The organism is Trinickia sp. HAY1-2D, assembly GCF_056754935.1.
Genome location: NZ_JBPGWX010000001.1, coordinates 1044555 through 1063779 on the forward strand (window position 1 = coordinate 1044555; position 19225 = coordinate 1063779).

Here is a 19225-nt window from a genome sequence, read left to right on the forward strand (position 1 = left end):
CTCGTGCCTTACTGCGTGCGCCGCGGGCACAGGCCCGCCGCGCATGGCATCCTTAGCGACTCGTCTTGTCCTGCATTTGTCTGACGCATATCTCATGCGCACTCTGTTTCGCCGCCTGCTCGTCCTTTTTTGCGTGCTCCGCTACGGCACGCGGCTAGTGCTCGCCGCCGCGCCGGGCAACCACAAGCTGCGCTGGATCGTCACCCTCGCCGCCCGTGTGCACGAGCGGCCCAGCGGGCGAGCCGCACTGCATCGCGCCATGCCTCAGCTCGGGCCGCTCGTGAGCGCCTATGCGGCAGGCGTGGCCGCCCAACCCGGGCAGGCGTTACAGACCGTCCATGACATGCTCGATGCCGTAGGCCGCACGCAGACGGAACTGAACACCCCCCTCACTGGGCAAGAAGCGCAAACCGCGTTGCGAGCGGCTATCGGCCGGCCGCTCGAGGAGGTGTTCGCCGCTTTCGATGCGACGCCGCTCGAGAGTGGGCTCGCCGTTCAGGTTCATGCCGCCCGCTTGCGGACAACCGATAGCGCGCGAGGAGAAGCGGATGTCGTCGTGAAGTTGTTGCGCGTACGTCAGGTCCGGCAGATCGGGGACGACCTGTCGGTACTGCAATGGCTCGCGCGTTTCGCGGAACGCTTTTTCCCCGCGGCGCGCGAGTTGGGTCTGCGCACGCTGGCCGAGTCTTTTGCGGCGGACATCGCGCGCCGCTTCGATTTGCCCATGGAAGCGGCGAATCTTTCGCAGACGGGCCGTCATTTCAGCAACGATGTGCGCGTGGCCGTTCCCAACGTTGTCTGGCCGCTCAGTAATGAGCGCGCGCTCGTGATCGAACGTATTGCCACCCTGCCTCTCCTCGATCTCGACGATTTGCGCCGGCATGGCGTGAATCTCGAACAGCTCGCCGAGAACACCGTCGCCATTGCAGTCGAACAAGCATTCGAGCACGGCTTCTTCCATGCGGCACTCACCGCCGAGCGCGCGCGTGTCAGCATCGAACCGGCGACACGCGGGCGGCTCGTCCTCGCGGACTGCACGATCATGTCGAGTCTGACGGAACCGGAGCGGGAGTTCTTCGTGCATGGCGCGACGGCGCTCTTCAAACGCGATTACGGCCGCGCTGCCGAGTTGCATCAGCACGCGGGACACATCGAGCCGCACGCACGGACAGAGCAGCTCGAAGGCGAATTGCGCACGCGCAGCGAAGCGCAATTCGCCTTGCCCGGCGGCAAACGGATGGCGGCGGGGTTGCTTCGCCATCTGCTCGAAGCGGTCGAACCGCTCGGCGGCGGCACGCCTTCGTCGCTGAAACTCGCAAGCGATTCTCTCGCGCGCGCCGAGACGCTCGCGCGCGCGCTCGCTCCCGCGCTCGATACTTGGAGCATCGCCGAACATGCCCTCGCCGCGCTCGCGCGCAAAGACTCCGATCATCGGGGATGGATCAAACGGCTTTCGCGCGAATTCCCGCACTTCGCGGCGATCGTGCCGCGACTGCCGCTCATGTTTGCGCACCACCTCGAGCATATCCAGCAGCGAGGCGAAACAACGGCCTCGCCCGCGTGGCTCGAACGGATGCGGCGCGAGCAACAGCGCACGCGCCGTCTGCTATGGGCGTGTGCGATGCTGGGAGTCGTGCTGGGCGCCGTGCTGACCTGGCTGCCGCATTGGCCCTGACGGCTCCCACGGGTGTCGCTACGCTTTGCGACGCGCCTGAAGCGAGCGGATGCGCTCCATCGCGGGTTTGTCCGCTGTGGTCCTGTCGTAGAGTTTGCCGAGATCGGCCTTGAGCGCCGTCCGAGAACCGCCGTCGAGATAGACCATGTGACCCGACGGGTAAAACGTAGCCGACAAGTTCTCGCGGACCTTCTTGTCGAGCAGCGGCATGACCTGCAAATCGATGACGGTCTGATAGAACGGCGTAACGAAATCGTAGACACCGTTGGCCGACAGTACCTTCAAGTCGACGTTCAATGCCATGACCGCCGCAAGGTCGCCGGCCGTATTGAGAATGACGTTGCCTTTGCCGTCGATGCCCTTTTGCGCGCCGGTCGGATCGGTATGCTTGAAATCCCAGTGCTTGAACGTCTGGTCGTTGAGATCGGTGAAGGCGGAAGTCGACGTGTACTTCAGCTGCTCGTTCAGATAGGTGTTCCACATCGTCGTGTAGACACCCGAGACGGCCGTCATGGTCGGATCGTTGCCGCCCGAGTTCGGATCGACCTGGCCGGCAATGCCGGTGTCGATGCCGGTCACGCGACCGTCGTATGCGCCCAATGCCTGGCCCTTGGCCTTGAGCAGCGACGTCAGAAAGAGCGAATTACCGCGGCTGTCGTAGCCCGCGATATCGAGCCCCCATGCAATCAGGGTCGCCTTGTCGATGCCCGTGTACTGCGAGAGTTTCTCGACGACGGCATCGTCGGTCTGCGGGAATTTACGCAACGCCGCGAGGTAATCGGTGCGCGCGAACTGGGCGACTTCCTCGAGAAAATCGACGAGCTTCGTCGGCGTCGGCGTCACGCCTAGCCGTTTGTGATACCAGGCATCGGCCGCTGCCGTCGGCAACGCGCCAACGGGGTTGCCGGCCTGTGCGTAATCGAGAATCGACGATTGAAGCGTGATGCCGTTCAGGTCGACGCCGTCTTCGTGCAGCAGATAAGCCAGCACGCAACTGCGCGCGGTGCCGTACGATTCGCCGAACAGATATTTCGGCGAATTCCATCGCTGGTTCTTCGTCAGATACCGCTTGATGAATTGCTTGATGGACCGCGCGTCCTGATCGACGCCCCAGAACTCCTTGTTCGTATGCGGAGCGACGGCTGCCGAATAACCGGTACCGACAGGATTGATGAAAACCAGATCGCTCTTGTCGAGCAGACTGTCGGCATTGTCCTCCAGTTGATAGGGCGCCGGCGGCGTGAAGTTCGGCATCGACGTCTTGATACGTTTGGGCGCAAACGATCCCAACAAGACGAAGACCGACGAGGAGCCCGGACCGCCGTTATAGAAGAACGTCACCGGGCGCGATTCCTCCGACTGGCCGTCTTCGGTGAAAGCCACGTAGAACATCTTGGCGTTCGGCTGCGACGTGCTCTCGTCGACGGTGACGAGGTGGCCCGCCGTCGCCGTGTAGGCGATCGAGCGAGCGCCGAGCATGATCGTGTGGTGGGTGACGGCAGCGGCTTCCGTGGTATCGGAGACGGAGTCATCAGGGCCATTGCCGTAGGCGACGGAATCGAAAAACGGCTCGTCCTCGCCCGCTGAACCGCCGAGGTGCAACGGACGCCCCAGCGACGCTCGGCCGGACGATGGCGTCTGGGCATTGTGGTGCGACGTTTGCGGACTTGCGGAACCGGTATCGGGGTTCATCGTGATCGCTCCATATCGAGTGAGCCGGCGCATCGCCTCGCGCGGCCGGCCGTGTTGGCCAACTGTTGTCTGTCCTTGCCTTCTGATCGACTCCATGCTTCTCGCACCGCGATGAAAAACCGTCCATTCATCGCAGCGAAACTTGATGCATCCCGCGCCATCACGTGCCGCCGGCACCGCCCAACGCCGTCGCGATCTTTTGGCCGTCCGGGCTGCCAAGCCCCGTGCAGGCATCCCAGCCACGCGCGGCCGCAAACGTACCGTTGTTGCCCTGCGTGATGTCGTGAAACGCGTCCGGATGGCTATAGAGCTTCGGCTGAACCCAGCCGACCGGTGTTGCGCGGGACGCGTTGATGCGGGCAATGAGTCCCGCGAAGAGCGGCGCGACGGCGCTCGTGCCGCCCACCACCGCCGATTGAGCGGCGACGAGCACGCGGTAGCCCGTGCTCGGCGAAGCGTCGGCGGCCACGTCGGGCACCCCGCGCCCGGTCAGGGAGCTCTGAGGCGAGCCGTCCGTGCGAACGACCTTCAGCCCGCTCTGCCACGTCGGCATCGGGAACCTCGCGCTGACGCCACCGCCCGTCGCGCCGCCCGCGGCTCCGTCGTTCCAGACGACTTCTTCTGCGATCGAAGCGCCGGTGCTGCCCGCGCCGCGCGCCACGAGGTGCGTTCCCCCGCAGGCCAGCGCGTATTGGCTGGACGCGGGGAAATCGACGACGTCCCCACTGCCCGCTTCGTCGCTCGATCCGCTGTCCCCCGAAGCCGCGCAAACAGTGACACCCAGCGCCGCGGCGTCCTTGAGCGTCTGATCGAATTGCGACAACGCCTGGGCCGTCCAGCTCGATTCGGGCGCCCCCCAGCTGATCGAGATGACGGAGGGCTTGTTTTTCGTATCGTGGATGGCCTGCTTGAGCGCGGCGACGAACCCGGCGTCGCTGTTGGGCGCGAAATACACGGCGATCTTCGCGCCGGGCGCGATCGCGCCGGCAATTTCGATATCGAGCGTCACCTCTCCATCGGGCCCGGAAGGATCGCCCGTGGGCGCGTTCGCGCCCGTGCCCACGGCCACGGAAATCACTCGCGGGTTCGGCCGCAGTCCCAATTCGTTGAAGTACTGCTCGAGGTCGGACGCCTGGTAGCCGCCGCCCAGTTCGATGAGGCCGATACATTGACCGCTACCGTCGCTGCCGGACGGGAAATCATAAATCTGCGCCAGTTGCAGCGGCGTGAAGCCCGCCGTGTGCGGCGCTGCGCGGCGCGGCCCGATGGGGGGCACCGACATCCGGAAATGAGGGCGGGCCTGCGGACGATCGTCGAGACCGAGCACGGCCGTCACCACCCCGCTGAGGTCCTGCGGAATGCTCACGCTGCCGGTACGGCCGCGAAAGCCGCCCAGCTCCGGATGCTCGTAATGCGCGAGCTCCACACCGAACGCTTGCTGAAAGCGCTCGACGGTGCCCTCCAGCGTGACGGCAGCGGCCGCGGCGTCGCGCTTTGCCACGCGCAGGCCGTATTCTTTCGCGAACGCCTCGACCTTCGCGAGATCGTCGTCCGCTGCACCGAACCGGGTGGCGAACGCTTCCCGCGTCAACGGCTCCTGCGTTTCGCCGCGCGCAATCTTTTGTACCGTCTGCTCCAGCGCGTGCTCGTCGCGCCGGCGCAATGTGACCACCACCTGCAGCATCTGGCCCGGATCGCATGGACCGAGACGCGTGGAACCCTCAACCGGCTCGCGATGGCTACCGACGAGCTGCTCTCTTGCTGTTGTCATGAATTGACGCTCCTCAGGAAGGATTACGTCGAAGCTCCGACCGAACCGCCCTGGCGCAGTTCCTCTCCGTTTCGGTAGGTGAGGCGCCGGTGGCCTGCGTTCGTCGCCGTCCGGCGCCCAATCGTCGGACGAGTGCTCAAAGTGTAGTGCATGCCGTGCGGATGAGGCATCGCATATGCTCGCGCCTGGCCGAACGGGAGATGGAATCGGGCGGTGCGCCGCGCCGGGCGGGCTCCGAGCAAAGATCAAGCGGGCGGCATATGATGCGAAGCACCCATTTACACGAGGAACCGGGACATGTCTCTTTCCATGTATCAAGCGTCCGTGCCTGTATTCGTCCGGGGGCTGACGAACCTGCGCGCGATCCTGACCAAGGCGCGCGCCCATGCCGAGTCGAAGAAGATCGACCCTGCCGTTTTGCTGGCGAGCCGCCTTTATCCCGACATGCATCCGCTCACCCGCCAAATCCAGATCGCGTCGGATGCCGCGAAGTTCTGCATCGCGCGCTTGGCGGCTGTCGAGCCGCCGAGTTTTCCCGATTCGGAAACGACGTTCGAGGAACTCGACGAGCGCATCGCCAAGACGATCGCCTATCTGGAGGATTTCGACGCCGCCAAGCTCGAAGGCAGCGATGAACGCATCGTCAAGCTGAACATGCGCGACGGCGTGCTCGAGTTCCCGGGGTTGAACTACCTGCTGCACTTCGCGCTGCCGAATTTCTTTTTTCACGTCACGACGGCGTACGACATTTTGCGGCACAACGGCGTGGAGATCGGCAAGTTCGATTACCTCGGCAAGCCCGGCCGCGTCTGAAGACCGCCGAGACGGCAAGACCCCTTCGAGCGCGGGGTTAAAGCATATCGTCTAATTCCGATATATGATTCGCCTCATGGTGATCCGGCTCTGTTGCCGGATCGCGATGGGGTGACCCGCTCGACATGAACATAGACATCGATGCCATTCACAAGGCGCTCGCCAATCCCGTGCGCCGCGAGATCCTGACCTGGCTCAAGGAACCGGAAGCGAATTTTCCGGACCAGGAGCTGTCGTTCGACCACGGCGTGTGCGCCGGACAGATCAATCTGCGTTGCGGCTTGTCGCAGTCGAGCTGCTCGGCGCATCTGGCGACGCTACAAGGTGCGGGGCTCGTTACTGTGAAGCGCATTGGCCAGTGGTGCTTTTTCAAGCGCAACGAGCCGGTCATTCGAGCGTTTCTCGATGCGCTCGGTACGGATTTGTGAATCGGCGAAACCGAAGCCGATGCGTCGAGCCGCCCCCGACCTGCACGAACGTATCCGACTCAACCCAACTTGACAGGCACGCGGCCACAAGCCCCGCCAAAGAAGAGGACTCCAAGTCATGCCAACACTTTTCGATCCGCTCGTCGTCGGCGATCTGACACTGCCCAACCGCATCATCATGGCGCCGCTCACACGTCAACGCGCGGGCGCCGCCCGCCTGCCGAACGCACTGATGGCCCAATACTATGCAGAGCGCGCATCGGCCGGACTCATCCTCAGCGAAGCCACCTCCGTCACGCCGCAAGGTGTGGGCTATGCGGCGACGCCGGGCATCTGGTCCGACGAGCAGGTGGCCGGATGGAAACAGGTGACCGAAGCCGTGCACGAGGCCGGCGGGCGCATGTTCCTTCAGCTCTGGCATGTCGGGCGGGTCTCTCACCCCATGTTCCTGAACGGCGAGTTGCCCGTCGCGCCTAGCGCGATCGCCCCCAATGGCCATGTCAGCCTCGTGCGGCCACAGCAACCCTATGTCACGCCGCGCGCGCTCGAGCTCGATGAAATCCGCGAGGTCGTTGCAGCGTTTCGCAAAGGCGCCGAGAACGCGAAAGCAGCGGGCTTCGACGGCGTCGAAGTCCATGGTGCGAACGGCTACTTGCTCGATCAATTCCTGCAAGACGGCACGAACCACCGCACCGACGCTTACGGCGGCTCGCTCGAGAACCGCGCGCGTCTGCTGCTCGAAGTCGTCGACGAATGCATCGCCGTATGGGGCGCCGGCCGCGTCGGCGTCCATCTCGCGCCGCGCGGTGACTCGCACTCGATGAGCGACTCGAACCCTGCCGCGACGTTCGGCTACGTTGCGGGCGAGCTGGGCAAGCGCGGCATTGCGTTCATTTGCGCGCGTGAATCGCTCGGCGAGAACCGGATCGGCCCGATGCTGAAGGAGGCATTCGGCGGCGTGTACATTGCGAACGAGAAGTTCACGCAGGAATCGGCCCAGCACACGCTCGACGCGGGCGAAGCCGACGCCGTAGCCTGGGGACAGCTCTTCATCGCCAATCCGGATTTGCCCGAGCGCTTCAGGCTCGGCGCATCGCTGAACCAGCCGAACCCATCGACCTTCTACAGTGAAGGCTCTGCCGGCTACATCGACTACCCGTCGCTCGAAACGGCCTAATCGCGACGGTTGCCGCCGCGGTGTGTGGCGGGGTGCGGTCAGCCCCGCGACACACCGGGCGAACGCGTCGATCGCCTCTCCAACTCCCCCCGCACCGACGCCTTGGCGCGCGCACCGCTTGCGATTGCCGAGCGGTTTGAGCATCATCGAGGTCTCGCCCTTTCGCCGCCCAATTCCAGTTAGCCGCCCCAACTGACGCAAAGGAATTGCCCATGACCTCCTCGACCCCAATCGTTTCGAAAGCCATCGTCACCGGCCACACGCGCGGCCTCGGCGCCGCGTTGTCCGAGACGCTGCTCGCGCGCGGCTTTGTCGTCCTCGGCGTTTCGCGAACGCGCCATACGTCCCTCGCGGCGCGTTTTCCCGATGCCGTCGAGGAAGCCGAAGTCGACCTGGCCGATACGGAAAACATCGAAGCATGGCTCGGCACGGGCGCGCTGCAACGCTTTTTGCGCGGCGCTGACCGGGTACTCCTCATCAACAACGCGGGCACGGCCGAGCCGATCGGCCCGCTCGACGCTCCCCATGCACGGGAAGTCGGGCGCTCGGTCGTGCTCAACGTCGCAGCACCGCTGATGCTGTCATGCGCATTCGCCGAGGCAAGCAAAGACGCCTCGGACCGGCGCATCGCGCATGTTTCGAGCGGCGCGGCGCGCAATGCCTATGCGGGCTGGAGCATCTACTGCGCGACGAAAGCAGCGCTCGATCACCATGCGCGAGCCGTGGCGCTCGGCGACGAGCGCGCGCTGCGCATCGCCACGGTCGCGCCCGGTGTCGTCGATACGGAGATGCAGGCCGCACTGCGCGAAACGGATCAGGCCGCGTTCCCCTCGCGCGACAAGTTCGTGGAACTCAAGCGCTCCGGCCAGTTGGCCTCGCCGCAGCAAGTTGCCGAGAAGTTCGCCGACTACCTGCTGAGCAGCAAGTTCGGCGACGCACCGACGGTCGATCTGCGCGATTTGCCGTCGTAGTGCAGTCTTCGCCGATACTTTCGTTTTTCGAACACGGGCCGCGCGAGCGCGGCTCGCGCCGATGCACCGCCAACAACGGAGTCTTTGCCCGATGAACCCCTCTCGCCGCACGTTCGTGATCGCCTGCATCGGCGCAGCATCCTCGCTCGGCCTGCAAGGCCGCGTGCTTGCCGCCGGATCGGCGCCGAAGCTCGAAGAAAGCGATCCGCAAGCGAAGCAATACGCTTATATGCACGACGCCTCGAAAGTCGATGTCCGCAGCAACCCAAATTACAAGGTCGGCCAAACCTGCGCGAATTGTTCTCTGTTCAGCGGCGAATCGGGTCAGGAATGGGGAGGCTGCCTGATTTTCGGCGACAAGCAGGTTGCCGCGAAAGGATGGTGCAACCAGTACACGAACACGTGATCGCTAAATGAGACAACAGGGCAATCGACAACTCGCCACTTGGCTTCAGCAAGCCATCGCCCTGCAGCAAAACGGAGCGCTCTCCGACGCCGAAGAGATCTACCGCGAAATCCTCGCGCAGCGCCCTCGCCATTTCGATGCCCTCCAATTACTCGGCGCGCTCGCGCTGCAAACCGGCCGCATCGAGGAAGGCGCCCAACTGCTGCAGCGGGCCATCGATATCGACGGCACTCGAGCGCCGCTTCATTCGAATCTCGCTTTTGCGCTCAACGCTTTGGGTCGGCCGCGCGACGCACTCGCCAGCGCGAATCGCGCGCTGGCGCTCAAACCCGGCTTTCCCGATGCCCTGAATAATCGCGGTATGGCGCTCGCGGCACTCGATCGTCCGGACGAGGCGCTCGCGAGTTTCGATCAGGCGCTGGCCGCGAAACCGGACTTTGCGGCAGCCTGGAACAACCGCAGTTGCGCGCTGCGCGACCTGGGACTCGCCGCCGAGGCTCTCGCGAGCTGCGATGCAGCGCTGAAACTGGGACCGAACTACGCGCAAGCCTGGAGCAATCGCGGCAACGCGCTGAGCGATCTCAATCGCCCGCTCGAAGCGCAGGCAAGTTACGCGCGCGCGCTCGAACTCGCACCTGATTTTGTCGATGCCTGGAACAACCTCGGGTTGACGTTCGTCGATCTGAACCGGCATGCCGACGCGCTCGAAAGCTATGAGCGCGCACTCGCGCTCGCGCCGCAGGCCGTCGAGACACGCTGGAACCGTGCGCTGTGCCTGCTCCAACTCGGCCGACTCGACGACGGATGGGCCGAATACGAATGGCGCTGGCAACGCAAACGGATCGCGGCGGGATCGCGTGCGTTCGACGCGTCGCAGTGGCGCGGCGATGCGCCGCTCGATGGCAAAACCATTCTGCTTCACGCCGAACAAGGTCTCGGCGACACCCTGCAGTTTTGCCGTTACGCGTCGCTCGTCGCGCAACGCGGCGCACGTGTGATCCTCGAAGTGCAGCCGGAACTGATACGGCTTTTGCGTGATCTCGATGGCGTGACCGAACTGATCGAGCGCGGCGCGCCGCTGCCGCGTTTCGATTACCACCGCCCGCTGCTGAGTTTGCCGCTTGCACTGCATACGACGCTCGACACCATTCCAGCGACCGTCCCTTATCTGCACGCCGACCATGAAGACGCGGAGCGTTTTCGCGTTCGGATCGACGAGGCGATGAATGGGGCGGATGCGGGCGCATTGAAAGTCGGGCTGGTCTGGGCGGGCGGCGCTCGTGCTCATGTGCCGGAGCTGCGCAAGAACGATGCGCGTCGATCGCTCGCCTTCGAACAGCTTGCGCCGATTCTCGATGTGCCTCATGTGCGTTTTTTCAGCTTGCAAAAGGGTGCCGCCGCCACGCAGCTTCGGGAAGCCCAGTCCGGACAGGGAGCGCTGCAAGCAGCGGCCCGACGCATCGTCGATTGGACCGACGATCTGCAAGATTTCGCCGATACAGCGGCGCTCGCGGCCAACCTCGATCTCGTCATCTCGGTGGATACATCGACCGCACATCTGGCAGGCGCGATGAACCGGCCCGTCTGGATTTTGAACCGCCTCGATACCTGTTGGCGATGGATGCTCGAGCGCGAGGACAGCCCGTGGTATCCGAGCGCACGGCTCTTTCGCCAGCCCTCGCTCGGCGATTGGACCACCGTGCTCGCAGCCGTGGCACGTGCACTGCGCGAGCGCGCCACGGCTGCCCGGTGACAGGCGACGTCAGCGGATCAAAACGCGGCGGCTAAGCCGCCCATTGGGCAAGACGGCTACCGAGTTCGCTGCTGGCCGTCGTCATCGGCGCACGCAACTCGTTGACCAGCAGTCCGAGTCCGGCCAGCGCGGCCTTCACGGGCGCGGGATTGGGCTCGGAACCGAGCGCCTGCACGAGCGGCGAGAGCTCGTGGAAGATGCGGCGGGCTTCGATGAGCTCGCCGCGCTCGCACGCGCGATACATCGCAACGAAACGATCGGTCCGAACATGCGCCGCTGCCGAGATCGCACCGCTGCCACCCATGCAAAGCGTGCTGAAAATGGCATCGTCGTTACCGGCCAGCACCTGCAAGCGCCCATCGGCAATCAGCGCCCGGGTCGTCTCGGCCGAGCCCGCGCAATCCTTGATGGCCGTGATGCGAGGATGGGCGGCTAGCGCCAGCACGGTATCGAGTTCGATGCGCACACCGGTGCGGTGCGGAATGTCGTAGAGAACCAGCGGCTTTTCGCTTCGATCCGCCAGCGAGGAGAAATGCTCGATGAGGGCCGCTTGCGACGGACGGATGTAGTACGGCGCCGAAATCAGCAAGCCCGCCAGAGGCAGTTCGTTGAGCCGCCTCACCGCCTCATGCAGTTGCGCCGTTTGATTGCCCGCGACGCCAGCGACAACGGGAGTATCCCCCGCCGCCCGAAGGACCGTATCGAGTACGGCTTCGCGCTCGTCCTGGGCGAGTGCCGCCGGCTCACCCGTGGTGCCAAGCGCAGCGAAGCCCGCCACACCTTGCCGGCGATACCGTTCGACAAGCGACGCGAGTGCGCCATGATCGACCGCACCCGCTGAAAAAGGCGTAACGAGCGCGATCCAGATACCAGAGAAATTCGACATGTTTTCTTCACCTCGATGAACTGACCGAAGAGAATCCGTCGAACGGCGAAGGGGTGGCGTAAGAAGTGAGGCGGCTAGTCGCTGTCCCGTCGATCGCCCGACGGCAACAGCGCGCCGGTCAGACGAGCAGCTGTTTTTTTGCTTTGGAAACCGCGCACGCCACCGCGTTCGCCGGCGCAAGGCGCGCAGCGAAGTCGTCAAAAGCGGCAAGGAGGGGGCGGCGATCGAAATCCATTCGACGCAGTGTACAGGGGACTGCGCCATCGAATCAATCGAAAGCTTGACTTCTTATCGCGGCAACGTAATATACGCAACGCGTATAAATCGATCGAGGAGCCCACGGCATGAGCGTTCCCCAGCAAGCCTTCCTGCGCGACGCCATGCGCCGCCTCAATATGACGCGCGACGCGTTCGCCAGCCGCATCGGCGTCAGTCGCCGCGCGCTCGACACCTGGCTCCTGCCCGACGATTCGCAGGAATCGCGCAGCATGCCCGAGATCGTCGAACGCTTCGTCTCGGAAATCGTCGAGCGTCGGGAGCAGTCGCCCGAATATACGCAAAGTGTAGATTCTCAATCGATCGCCAGCCAGATGCTGTTCGAGGGCAAGCCGCAGCTCCTCTCGGTCGATCAGTTCTCGCGCGATGCCGTGGAGGCACTGTTTCGCGTTGCCGACGTCATGCAGCCCATCGCGCAGCGCAAGAAGATTTCGCGCGTGCTGGAGGGCGCCGTGCTCGGCAATCTTTTCTTCGAAGCCAGTACCCGCACGCGCGTTTCGTTCGGCGCGGCCTTTTGCCGGCTCGGGGGCACGGTGTGCGACACGACGGGTTTCACGTTCTCGTCGATGGCCAAGGGCGAATCGATCTACGATACGAGCCGCGTCATGAGCGGCTATGTCGATGCGCTCGTGGTGCGTCATCCGGAGCAAGGCTCCGTGGCCGAATTCGCGCGCGCGACCAACCTGCCCGTGATCAACGGCGGCGACGGTCCGGGCGAACATCCGAGCCAGGCCTTGCTCGATCTTTATACGATCCAGCGCGAGTTTTCCCGCCTCGGCAAGATCGTGGACGGGGCGCATATCGCGCTCGTCGGCGACCTCAAATATGGGCGCACCGTGCATTCGCTCGTCAAGCTGCTCGCGCTTTATCGCGGTATCAAATTCACGCTGATTTCACCGCCGACTCTCGAACTGCCCTCGCATATCGTCGAGCAGATTTCACGCAACGGCCACGTCATCGAACAAACGCACGATCTGACCGCGGGGCTCGCAGGCGCCGATGTCGTCTACGCGACGCGTATTCAGAAGGAGCGCTTCAAGGACGAGTCTTTCGAAGGCTATACGCCCGACTTTCAGATCAACAAGGCCCTCGTGGATGCCGTCTGCGGGCGGGATACATTGATCATGCATCCGCTGCCGCGCGACAGTCGGCCCGGCGCGAACGATCTCGCGACGGACCTCAATCATGATTCGCGGCTGGCGATCTTCCGCCAGACCGACAACGGCATTCCCGTACGCATGGCGATTTTTGCGGTGCTGCTCGGGGTGGAGAATCAGGTGCGTCATTCGATGCGCGACGCCGCGTGGCGCCCGCCGGCCTATCTCGGCCCGGACGATGCGATCTTTCATGGCATCGATTGAGACGCCACGGATGCGCGAGGCAACTTGGCCTCTGTCCGTTAATTCCGGAGCAACCCGCAAAAGGGGCCGCGCCTCGGCCCCGCGGCCTGAGAGATCGCATTCAACGCGTCCGGTCGATCCGCCACTCGAAGCATGAGAACGATATTGCGCCTCATGTACTTCGCGAGTCGATGCCGATCGCGCTCCGGTAAGCGCTCGAGAACCGGCAACGCATGTTGCAGCGCCTCGCCGCTATTGAGGTGAACCCAGTCGTCCCCGGTGCGGTATGTTTCCGCAAGCGCGTTCGTCACCAATTGGGAGGCAAGTGTCGCGAAACGGGGATGGTCGTGCAGCGCGACTACATGCTCGCATAGCAATGCGAACCGGGCTCGCACGGGTTCGATTGCCTCTGTCAGGTCTGTGTCCGGAAGCTTATATTCGGCAACCGCTCGACCGACGATTTCCGCCCGCAGCGCCTTCGGCAACTCAGTGACACGGCCAAGCGCCGGCGATGCGGCGTCGAGCACTGTGCCCTGGGGGTTCGCGAATACCTGAATTTCGTTTTCGGCGGCGGCTTTGATCGTTGCGACGCGCTCTCTTACGTGCGGTAGAAGTCCGAGCGTCGCGCGACTCGTCATGGCCAACCTCGCCTGCGCGCCGAGATTCAGGTGATCCCCGACGGCAACGGCCACCTCATAGGGCAACCGGCCCTCCGGCCGCGCCGTAGCGCGCGACGACAACGGCGACAGCACCGCCGATCTCGACGCCGCGAAGCGGCTGCCGCGCTGCCCTGGCGTATCGGCCGAACGTTGCCCGGTGGGCGACGAAATATCGTCGCCGGCAATACCGGAGCGGCATCTCGATAGAGAGAGTCCCATGCTGAGTTCCCCGACGGTGTTCCATCGCGTTCAAAGATCCAATACATTGAACGGTCCGGACGACCTGCGCGCGAAGCGCGGCGAAAACGATTGCCTGCGCGCGAACGCCTGCGGCGCTCCGGCTCGGCAGGCTCGCTCCGGACCACGCGCGTCGCAAACGACGCTGCCCTTCGCCGGCGGGCAGACCGACGCATAGCCGCTCAGCAATTTTTCGAGCACTTGCTATAACAGTGGAAATCAGTCGCGCGCCGCACTTCCGCCCTTCGCTATCGGGCATTCGCTTTGCTGCACACCCGCTGGCCGACACCGTGCGGACGCGATACGCGCACACCTATTGCACGCGCGTTTCAGCCAGCTTACCGGAGCCCATTGACTGCTATGTCGAAGCCCACCGCTCCTCCACCATCCTCCCCCATGACGGATCCATCCGCCACGGCGGCGACGCATGCGGCGCTCCCCAATACGGCGCGCCGCCGTTTTCTACAAACAGCCGCCGCCGCGGCAGCGGCCGGTGCCGCGCCGCGACTGCACGCGGAGGATGCCGTCATGGCGCAACCCCCTACTTCCGCATCGGACACGACGCCGCAACGCAGCGCGCTCACACAGCCCGTCAAATTGACGATCAACGGCCACCCCTATCTGCTGCAACTCGAACCGCGCGTCACGCTGCTCGATGCACTGCGCGAATATGTGGGACTCACCGGCACGAAAAAGGGCTGCGACCGCGGGCAGTGCGGCGCCTGCACGGTACTGGCCGGCGGCAGGCGTATCAATGCGTGTCTGGCGCTTGCCGTCATGCACGACGGCGAAGCGATCACGACAGTCGAGGGGCTTGCATCGGGCGAGACGCTGAGCCCGCTCCAACAAGCGTTCATCGAACACGACGCGTTCCAGTGCGGATATTGCACGCCGGGTCAACTGTGCTCGGCAACGGCGTTGCTCGATGAATTCAAAGCGGGCAACGCGAGCGCGGCAACGCGCGACGTCCGCACGCGCCCCGCGGAACTCACCGCGCCGGAAATTCGCGAACGCATGAGCGGCAATATCTGTCGCTGCGGCGCCTATCCGAACATCGTGGCGGCAATCGCCGCTGTGCACACCGGCCGACGCACCAGTTGAGTGCGTCTGCGAGGGAGATTCGATGGAAGCCATTTCCTACGAACGGGCATCCGACGTTGCAACGGCGCTGCGCGCAATCCGCGAACCCGGCGCGGTATTCATCGGCGGCGGGACCAATCTCGTCGACCTCATGAAGGGCGGCGTGCAAAGGCCCCTGAAGCTTGTCGATATCACCCACATCGGCGCCGGGCTCGACACCATCGGCACGCTGCCCGATGGCGGCCTGCGCATCGGCGCGCTGGTGCGCAATAGCGATGCGGCCAATCACGCGCTCGTCCGCGAGGGCTATCCGCTGTTGACTGAAGCGTTGTTGGCCGGCGCTTCGGCGCAGTTGCGCAATATGGCCACAGTCGGCGGCAATCTGATGCAGCGAACGCGTTGTCCCTACTTCTACGACACCGCGTTTCCCTCATGCAACAAGCGTCTGCCGGGCAGTGGCTGCAGCGCGATCGATGGCCGTAACCGGGGTCACGCGATTCTTGGCGCGAGCCCACAATGCATCGCCGTCAATCCGTCGGACATGAGCGTGGCGCTGGCCGCGCTCGATGCCACCGTGCGCGTCGCGGGTCAAGACGGGGAGCGCTTGATACCGATCTCCGAATTTCATCGGCTGCCGGGGGACCGGCCCGACATCGACACGACGCTGCGCCCGGACGAGTTGATCACCGCGGTCGAACTGCCACAGCCCGCATTCACGCAACATGCGTACTACCTGAAGGTGCGCGACCGCGCCAGTTACGCATTCGCGCTCGTCTCGGTGGCCGCCGGCTTACGACTCGATGGCAAGACGGTATCCACCGCGCACATTGCGCTGGGCGGCGTGGCGCACAAGCCTTGGCGTGCGACGATCGCCGAACGGATGCTGACGGGCCGGCCATTTTCCGATGCGACGTTGCGCGAAGCGGCGGCGGCCGAGTTACGCGCAGCCCGACCGCTGCGCGAGAACCGCTTCAAGGTCGCACTTGCGGAACGCTCGATCGTGCGCGCGGTCGAGCTCGCAGCGCGCGGCGACACCGGCCGCACGGGAGCCACGACATGAACATCATCGGTCAACCGCTCGATCGCACCGACGGCGTGCTGAAGGTCACGGGCCAAGCTCAGTACGCTGCGGAATTTCCGGCCGGCCGGCTCGCGCACGCGGTGCTCGTCACGAGCACGGTCGCGTGCGGCTCGGTCGCATCGATCGATTCGAGCCACGCCCGCACCCTGCCCGGCGTCCTCCACGTGATGACGTCCCAAAACGCGCCGCGTCTACCCGGCAACGGACAGCCGAAGGTTTCGCCGCCTGCGCTGCGGCGACTTTCGCTGCTGCAGGACAACGAAGTCCACTATGACAACGAGCCCATCGCCGTAGTCGTTGCCGATACGCTCGAACATGCCGTGCATGCGGCAGATCAACTGCGTGTCACGTACCGGACATCGCCTGCCTCGCTCGACTTCGCGCTGGGCAAATCGACGGGACACCCACCCGCCTCGATGATCGGCGGCCCGGCGGACACGCAAATCGGCGATTTCGACGCCGGGCTCAAGGCCGGCAGGGTGCATGTCGACGCTGTCTATACGACGCCGATGGAGCATCACAATCCAATGGAACCGCATGCCGTTCTGGCCTCGTGGGATGGGCCGCGACTCACGCTCTATGACACGACACAAGGCGTCGCCAATGCGCAGCATGCCGTCGCCACGACGCTCGGCATGCCGCCCGAGCAGGTGCACATCATTTCGCCGTTCGTCGGCGGCGGTTTCGGTTGCAAGGGCTCGGTCTGGTCGCACGTGGTGCTCTGCGCCATGGCGGCACGCGAGGTGGGCCGCCCCGTGCGTCTTGCGCTCACGCGCCCTCAGATGTTCGGGCCCGTAGGCGGCAGGCCGCGCACCGAGCAGCACATCGTTGCGGCGGCGCGCGCCGACGGCACGCTGACCGCGCTGCGCCACGATACGTTCGCGAATACCTCGAAGATCGAGGATTGGACCGAGACCAGCGGCGTCGTGACGCGCATGCTCTACAACGTGCCGAATCTCGCCACGACGCACCGTCTCGTGCCGCTGAACGTCGGCACCCCGACCTTCATGCGCGCGCCTGGCGAGGCAACCGGTTCGTTCGCGCTCGAGTGTGCGATGGACGAGCTCGCCTATACGCTCGACATGGACCCAATCGAGCTGCGACTCAAGAACTATGCGGAAGTCTCCGCGCACGAGCACAAGCCCTGGTCCAGCAAGCAGTTGCGCGAATGCTACCGGCTCGGGGCCGAGCGCTTCGCTTGGGCACGGCGGCCCCGCAGGCCTCGCACGATGCACGCGGGCGATACGCTGATCGGCATGGGCATGGCGACGGCGACGTATCCGGCGCGACGCAGCGAAGCCTCGGCCACGGCGCAAATCCTGCCGGACGGTACCGCGAACGTCGTATCCGGCACGCAGGACATCGGCACCGGTACCTATACGGTCATGACCCAGGTGGCGGCGGACGCACTCGGCTTTCCGGTCGACCGCGTGCGTTTCGGCCTCGGCGACTCGACGCTGCCGCGCGCACCCGTGTCGGGCGGCTCGCAATCGGTCGCGAGCGTCGCACCGGCCGTGCACGAAGCCGCAAGTGCGGCACGCGCGCGATTGATCGAGCTCGCGCGCGCAGACCGCGATTCCCCGCTTTTCGGCGTTGCGGCGGAGGAACTGACGGTCGTCGATGGCTGGGTGGTCAATCGCGCGCGGCCCACGCAGCGCGACCCCGCCGCCGCACTGATTGCTCGCGCCGGATCGCGGCCGATCGAAGCCACCGCGACGGCCCGCAGCGGCGATGAGCGCGAGCACTTCGCTTTCGATTCGTTCGGCGCCGTATTCGTCGAAGCGCATGTCGATGCATCGCTCGGCACGATTCGCGTGCCCAGAGTCGTCGCCGTGTACGACGTAGGCCGGTTGCTCAACGCTAAAACCGGCCGCTCGCAACTGATCGGCGGCATCGTCTGGGGCATCGGCGCCGCGCTCGAAGAAGAGAGCGTGCTCGATGCGCGTTACGGCCGTTTCGTCAACGCCAACCTCGCCGAGTATCACGTGCCGGTCAATGCCGATATCGGCACGATCGATGTGACGGTGCTCGATGTGCCCGATACGCGGTTCAATTCGCTCGGCGCACGCGGCATCGGCGAGATCGGCATCACCGGTGTGGCAGCGGCCGTCGCCAACGCCGTCTATAACGCGACGGGCGTGCGAGTACGCGACTTGCCGATCACGCTGGACAAAGTCCTCGCACCGGTGACGGCCTGAGTCCGACCGGCCCGGGCTCGGCGGGTGCGAGTTCGCGGCCGCACGAGTCGCTCGAGCGGGCGTCGCCAGACCGCGGCTTCGCGCTTGCCAGCGTTTCTTGCCGCGGGTTGCCTCCGCCGCCCTTGCCACTACGGTTGCCGCGAGGTCTGCAGCCGCGCACAATCCAAGGTCACTTTGCCACCGGACCTGCCGATGACCTATGCCTCACTTGCCACCGGATTGCTGCTTGCGGCCGGGCGCGGCACGCGCTTCGATCCGCTGGGCCAGCAAAACAAGCTCCTCGCGCCGCTCGCCGATGGCACCCCTGTCGCGCGCGCGGCCGCGCACACGCTGCTGACGGTATTGCCGCGCGTCATCGCTGTCGTGAGGCCCGGTGCGGAAGCGCTCGCGCATCTGCTCAACGAGGCCGGCTGCGAAGTCGTCTTTGCGATCGACGCCGAGCGCGGCATGGGCGCGAGCCTGGCCGCGGGCGTGCACGCGAGTGCCGATGCGGACGGATGGGTCGTCGCCTTGGCCGATATGCCCTGGATCTTGCCGGCGACCGTCGAGGCCGTGGCTCGCAAGCTCGGCGCAGGCGCGCCGATCGTCGCGCCGGTCTACGAGGGGCGCCGCGGACACCCGGTCGGATTCGGCGCGGTCTACGGCAAAGCACTTGCCGCGCTCGACGGCGACACCGGCGCCCGCGCTCTGCTTGCATCGCCAGGGCTGACGACGATCGCGGTGGATGATCCCGGGGTGCTTGCCGATATCGATACCCCCGAGGACTTGCGCCGCCGATGACG

Annotated in this window: 16 protein-coding genes; 12 read left to right on the top strand and 4 right to left on the bottom strand. The window is 65.0% G+C overall.

The window, feature by feature from the left end:
• Nucleotides 1–94 precede the first annotated feature (94 nt).
• Nucleotides 95–1675 carry an ABC1 kinase family protein gene (locus ACR9ZC_RS04595; protein WP_481579305.1) on the top strand — a complete coding sequence of 527 codons (1581 nt, stop codon included), beginning with the start codon at nt 95–97 and terminating at the stop codon, nt 1673–1675.
• 18 nt (nt 1676–1693) lie between these two features.
• Here the strand turns inward: ACR9ZC_RS04595 and ACR9ZC_RS04600 are convergent, their stop codons facing one another.
• Together ACR9ZC_RS04600 and ACR9ZC_RS04605 are read right to left on the bottom strand one after the other, a co-directional pair.
• Nucleotides 1694–3367 (bottom strand): S10 family peptidase, encoded by a 1674-nt coding sequence (locus tag ACR9ZC_RS04600; RefSeq protein ID WP_481579306.1) that lies wholly within the window; start codon nt 3365–3367, stop codon nt 1694–1696.
• Between the two features lie 160 nt (nt 3368–3527).
• Nucleotides 3528–5138: a S53 family peptidase gene (locus ACR9ZC_RS04605; RefSeq protein ID WP_481579307.1), complete on the bottom strand. Its 1611-nt coding sequence runs from the start codon at nt 5136–5138 to the stop codon at nt 3528–3530.
• A gap of 297 nt (nt 5139–5435) precedes the next feature.
• Here ACR9ZC_RS04605 and ACR9ZC_RS04610 point away from each other — a divergent pair, with 297 nt between their 5' ends.
• From ACR9ZC_RS04610 to ACR9ZC_RS04635, 6 genes are all read left to right on the top strand, one after another.
• Nucleotides 5436–5951, top strand: a complete 516-nt coding sequence (locus ACR9ZC_RS04610; RefSeq protein ID WP_331570729.1) for a DUF1993 domain-containing protein — start codon at nt 5436–5438, stop codon at nt 5949–5951.
• 125 nt (nt 5952–6076) lie between these two features.
• Nucleotides 6077–6379 carry an ArsR/SmtB family transcription factor gene (locus tag ACR9ZC_RS04615; protein ID WP_481579308.1) on the top strand — a complete coding sequence of 101 codons (303 nt, stop codon included), beginning with the start codon at nt 6077–6079 and terminating at the stop codon, nt 6377–6379.
• A 118-nt stretch (nt 6380–6497) separates the two neighbouring features.
• On the top strand, nt 6498–7556 hold the full coding sequence (locus ACR9ZC_RS04620) for an alkene reductase (protein ID WP_481579309.1): 1059 nt from the start codon (nt 6498–6500) through the stop codon (nt 7554–7556).
• A 212-nt stretch (nt 7557–7768) separates the two neighbouring features.
• Nucleotides 7769–8527 carry an SDR family oxidoreductase gene (locus tag ACR9ZC_RS04625; protein ID WP_481579310.1) on the top strand — a complete coding sequence of 253 codons (759 nt, stop codon included), beginning with the start codon at nt 7769–7771 and terminating at the stop codon, nt 8525–8527.
• A 91-nt stretch (nt 8528–8618) separates the two neighbouring features.
• The gene (locus tag ACR9ZC_RS04630; RefSeq protein ID WP_481579311.1) at nt 8619–8933 is read left to right on the top strand and encodes a high-potential iron-sulfur protein; all 315 of its coding nucleotides are present in this window, start codon (nt 8619–8621) and stop codon (nt 8931–8933) included.
• Between the two features lie 7 nt (nt 8934–8940).
• Nucleotides 8941–10686 carry a tetratricopeptide repeat protein gene (locus ACR9ZC_RS04635; RefSeq protein WP_481579312.1) on the top strand — a complete coding sequence of 582 codons (1746 nt, stop codon included), beginning with the start codon at nt 8941–8943 and terminating at the stop codon, nt 10684–10686.
• A 31-nt stretch (nt 10687–10717) separates the two neighbouring features.
• On the opposite strand, the gene dapA is transcribed toward ACR9ZC_RS04635, so the two are convergent.
• A complete protein-coding gene (gene dapA / locus ACR9ZC_RS04640; RefSeq protein WP_481579313.1) occupies nt 10718–11572 on the bottom strand; it encodes a 4-hydroxy-tetrahydrodipicolinate synthase in 855 nt (284 codons plus the stop codon).
• 344 nt (nt 11573–11916) lie between these two features.
• On the opposite strand from dapA, the gene ACR9ZC_RS04645 reads away from it, so the two are divergent.
• Nucleotides 11917–13209: an aspartate carbamoyltransferase gene (locus ACR9ZC_RS04645; RefSeq protein ID WP_481579314.1), complete on the top strand. Its 1293-nt coding sequence runs from the start codon at nt 11917–11919 to the stop codon at nt 13207–13209.
• A gap of 38 nt (nt 13210–13247) precedes the next feature.
• On the opposite strand, the gene ACR9ZC_RS04650 is transcribed toward ACR9ZC_RS04645, so the two are convergent.
• Nucleotides 13248–14066: a hypothetical protein gene (locus ACR9ZC_RS04650; protein WP_481579315.1), complete on the bottom strand. Its 819-nt coding sequence runs from the start codon at nt 14064–14066 to the stop codon at nt 13248–13250.
• 414 nt (nt 14067–14480) lie between these two features.
• Here ACR9ZC_RS04650 and ACR9ZC_RS04655 point away from each other — a divergent pair, with 414 nt between their 5' ends.
• From ACR9ZC_RS04655 to ACR9ZC_RS04670, 4 genes are all read left to right on the top strand, one after another.
• Complete coding sequence (locus ACR9ZC_RS04655) at nt 14481–15185, top strand: 2Fe-2S iron-sulfur cluster-binding protein (RefSeq protein ID WP_481579316.1); 705 nt, start codon at nt 14481–14483, stop codon at nt 15183–15185.
• 22 nt (nt 15186–15207) lie between these two features.
• The gene (locus ACR9ZC_RS04660; protein ID WP_481579317.1) at nt 15208–16224 is read left to right on the top strand and encodes an FAD binding domain-containing protein; all 1017 of its coding nucleotides are present in this window, start codon (nt 15208–15210) and stop codon (nt 16222–16224) included.
• On the top strand, nt 16221–18443 hold the full coding sequence (locus ACR9ZC_RS04665) for a xanthine dehydrogenase family protein molybdopterin-binding subunit (protein WP_481579318.1): 2223 nt from the start codon (nt 16221–16223) through the stop codon (nt 18441–18443). Before ACR9ZC_RS04660 ends, ACR9ZC_RS04665 begins: the two co-directional genes overlap by 4 nt.
• Before the next feature lie 192 nt (nt 18444–18635).
• On the top strand, nt 18636–19223 hold the full coding sequence (locus tag ACR9ZC_RS04670; protein ID WP_481579319.1) for a nucleotidyltransferase family protein: 588 nt from the start codon (nt 18636–18638) through the stop codon (nt 19221–19223).
• Nucleotides 19224–19225 lie beyond the last annotated feature (2 nt).

Bases quoted from the DNA above. Each gene is read 5' to 3' on its own strand.
- ACR9ZC_RS04595 (WP_481579305.1), top strand. From the start codon at position 95: ATGCGCACTCTGTTTCGCCGCCTGCTCGTCCTTTTTTGCGTGCTCCGC.
- ACR9ZC_RS04600 (WP_481579306.1), bottom strand. From the start codon at position 3,367: ATGAACCCCGATACCGGTTCCGCAAGTCCGCAAACGTCGCACCACAAT.
- ACR9ZC_RS04605 (WP_481579307.1), bottom strand. From the start codon at position 5,138: ATGACAACAGCAAGAGAGCAGCTCGTCGGTAGCCATCGCGAGCCGGTT.
- ACR9ZC_RS04610 (WP_331570729.1), top strand. From the start codon at position 5,436: ATGTCTCTTTCCATGTATCAAGCGTCCGTGCCTGTATTCGTCCGGGGG.
- ACR9ZC_RS04615 (WP_481579308.1), top strand. From the start codon at position 6,077: ATGAACATAGACATCGATGCCATTCACAAGGCGCTCGCCAATCCCGTG.
- ACR9ZC_RS04620 (WP_481579309.1), top strand. From the start codon at position 6,498: ATGCCAACACTTTTCGATCCGCTCGTCGTCGGCGATCTGACACTGCCC.
- ACR9ZC_RS04625 (WP_481579310.1), top strand. From the start codon at position 7,769: ATGACCTCCTCGACCCCAATCGTTTCGAAAGCCATCGTCACCGGCCAC.
- ACR9ZC_RS04630 (WP_481579311.1), top strand. From the start codon at position 8,619: ATGAACCCCTCTCGCCGCACGTTCGTGATCGCCTGCATCGGCGCAGCA.
- ACR9ZC_RS04635 (WP_481579312.1), top strand. From the start codon at position 8,941: ATGAGACAACAGGGCAATCGACAACTCGCCACTTGGCTTCAGCAAGCC.
- dapA (WP_481579313.1), bottom strand. From the start codon at position 11,572: ATGTCGAATTTCTCTGGTATCTGGATCGCGCTCGTTACGCCTTTTTCA.
- ACR9ZC_RS04645 (WP_481579314.1), top strand. From the start codon at position 11,917: ATGAGCGTTCCCCAGCAAGCCTTCCTGCGCGACGCCATGCGCCGCCTC.
- ACR9ZC_RS04650 (WP_481579315.1), bottom strand. From the start codon at position 14,066: ATGGGACTCTCTCTATCGAGATGCCGCTCCGGTATTGCCGGCGACGAT.
- ACR9ZC_RS04655 (WP_481579316.1), top strand. From the start codon at position 14,481: ATGACGGATCCATCCGCCACGGCGGCGACGCATGCGGCGCTCCCCAAT.
- ACR9ZC_RS04660 (WP_481579317.1), top strand. From the start codon at position 15,208: ATGGAAGCCATTTCCTACGAACGGGCATCCGACGTTGCAACGGCGCTG.
- ACR9ZC_RS04665 (WP_481579318.1), top strand. From the start codon at position 16,221: ATGAACATCATCGGTCAACCGCTCGATCGCACCGACGGCGTGCTGAAG.
- ACR9ZC_RS04670 (WP_481579319.1), top strand. From the start codon at position 18,636: ATGACCTATGCCTCACTTGCCACCGGATTGCTGCTTGCGGCCGGGCGC.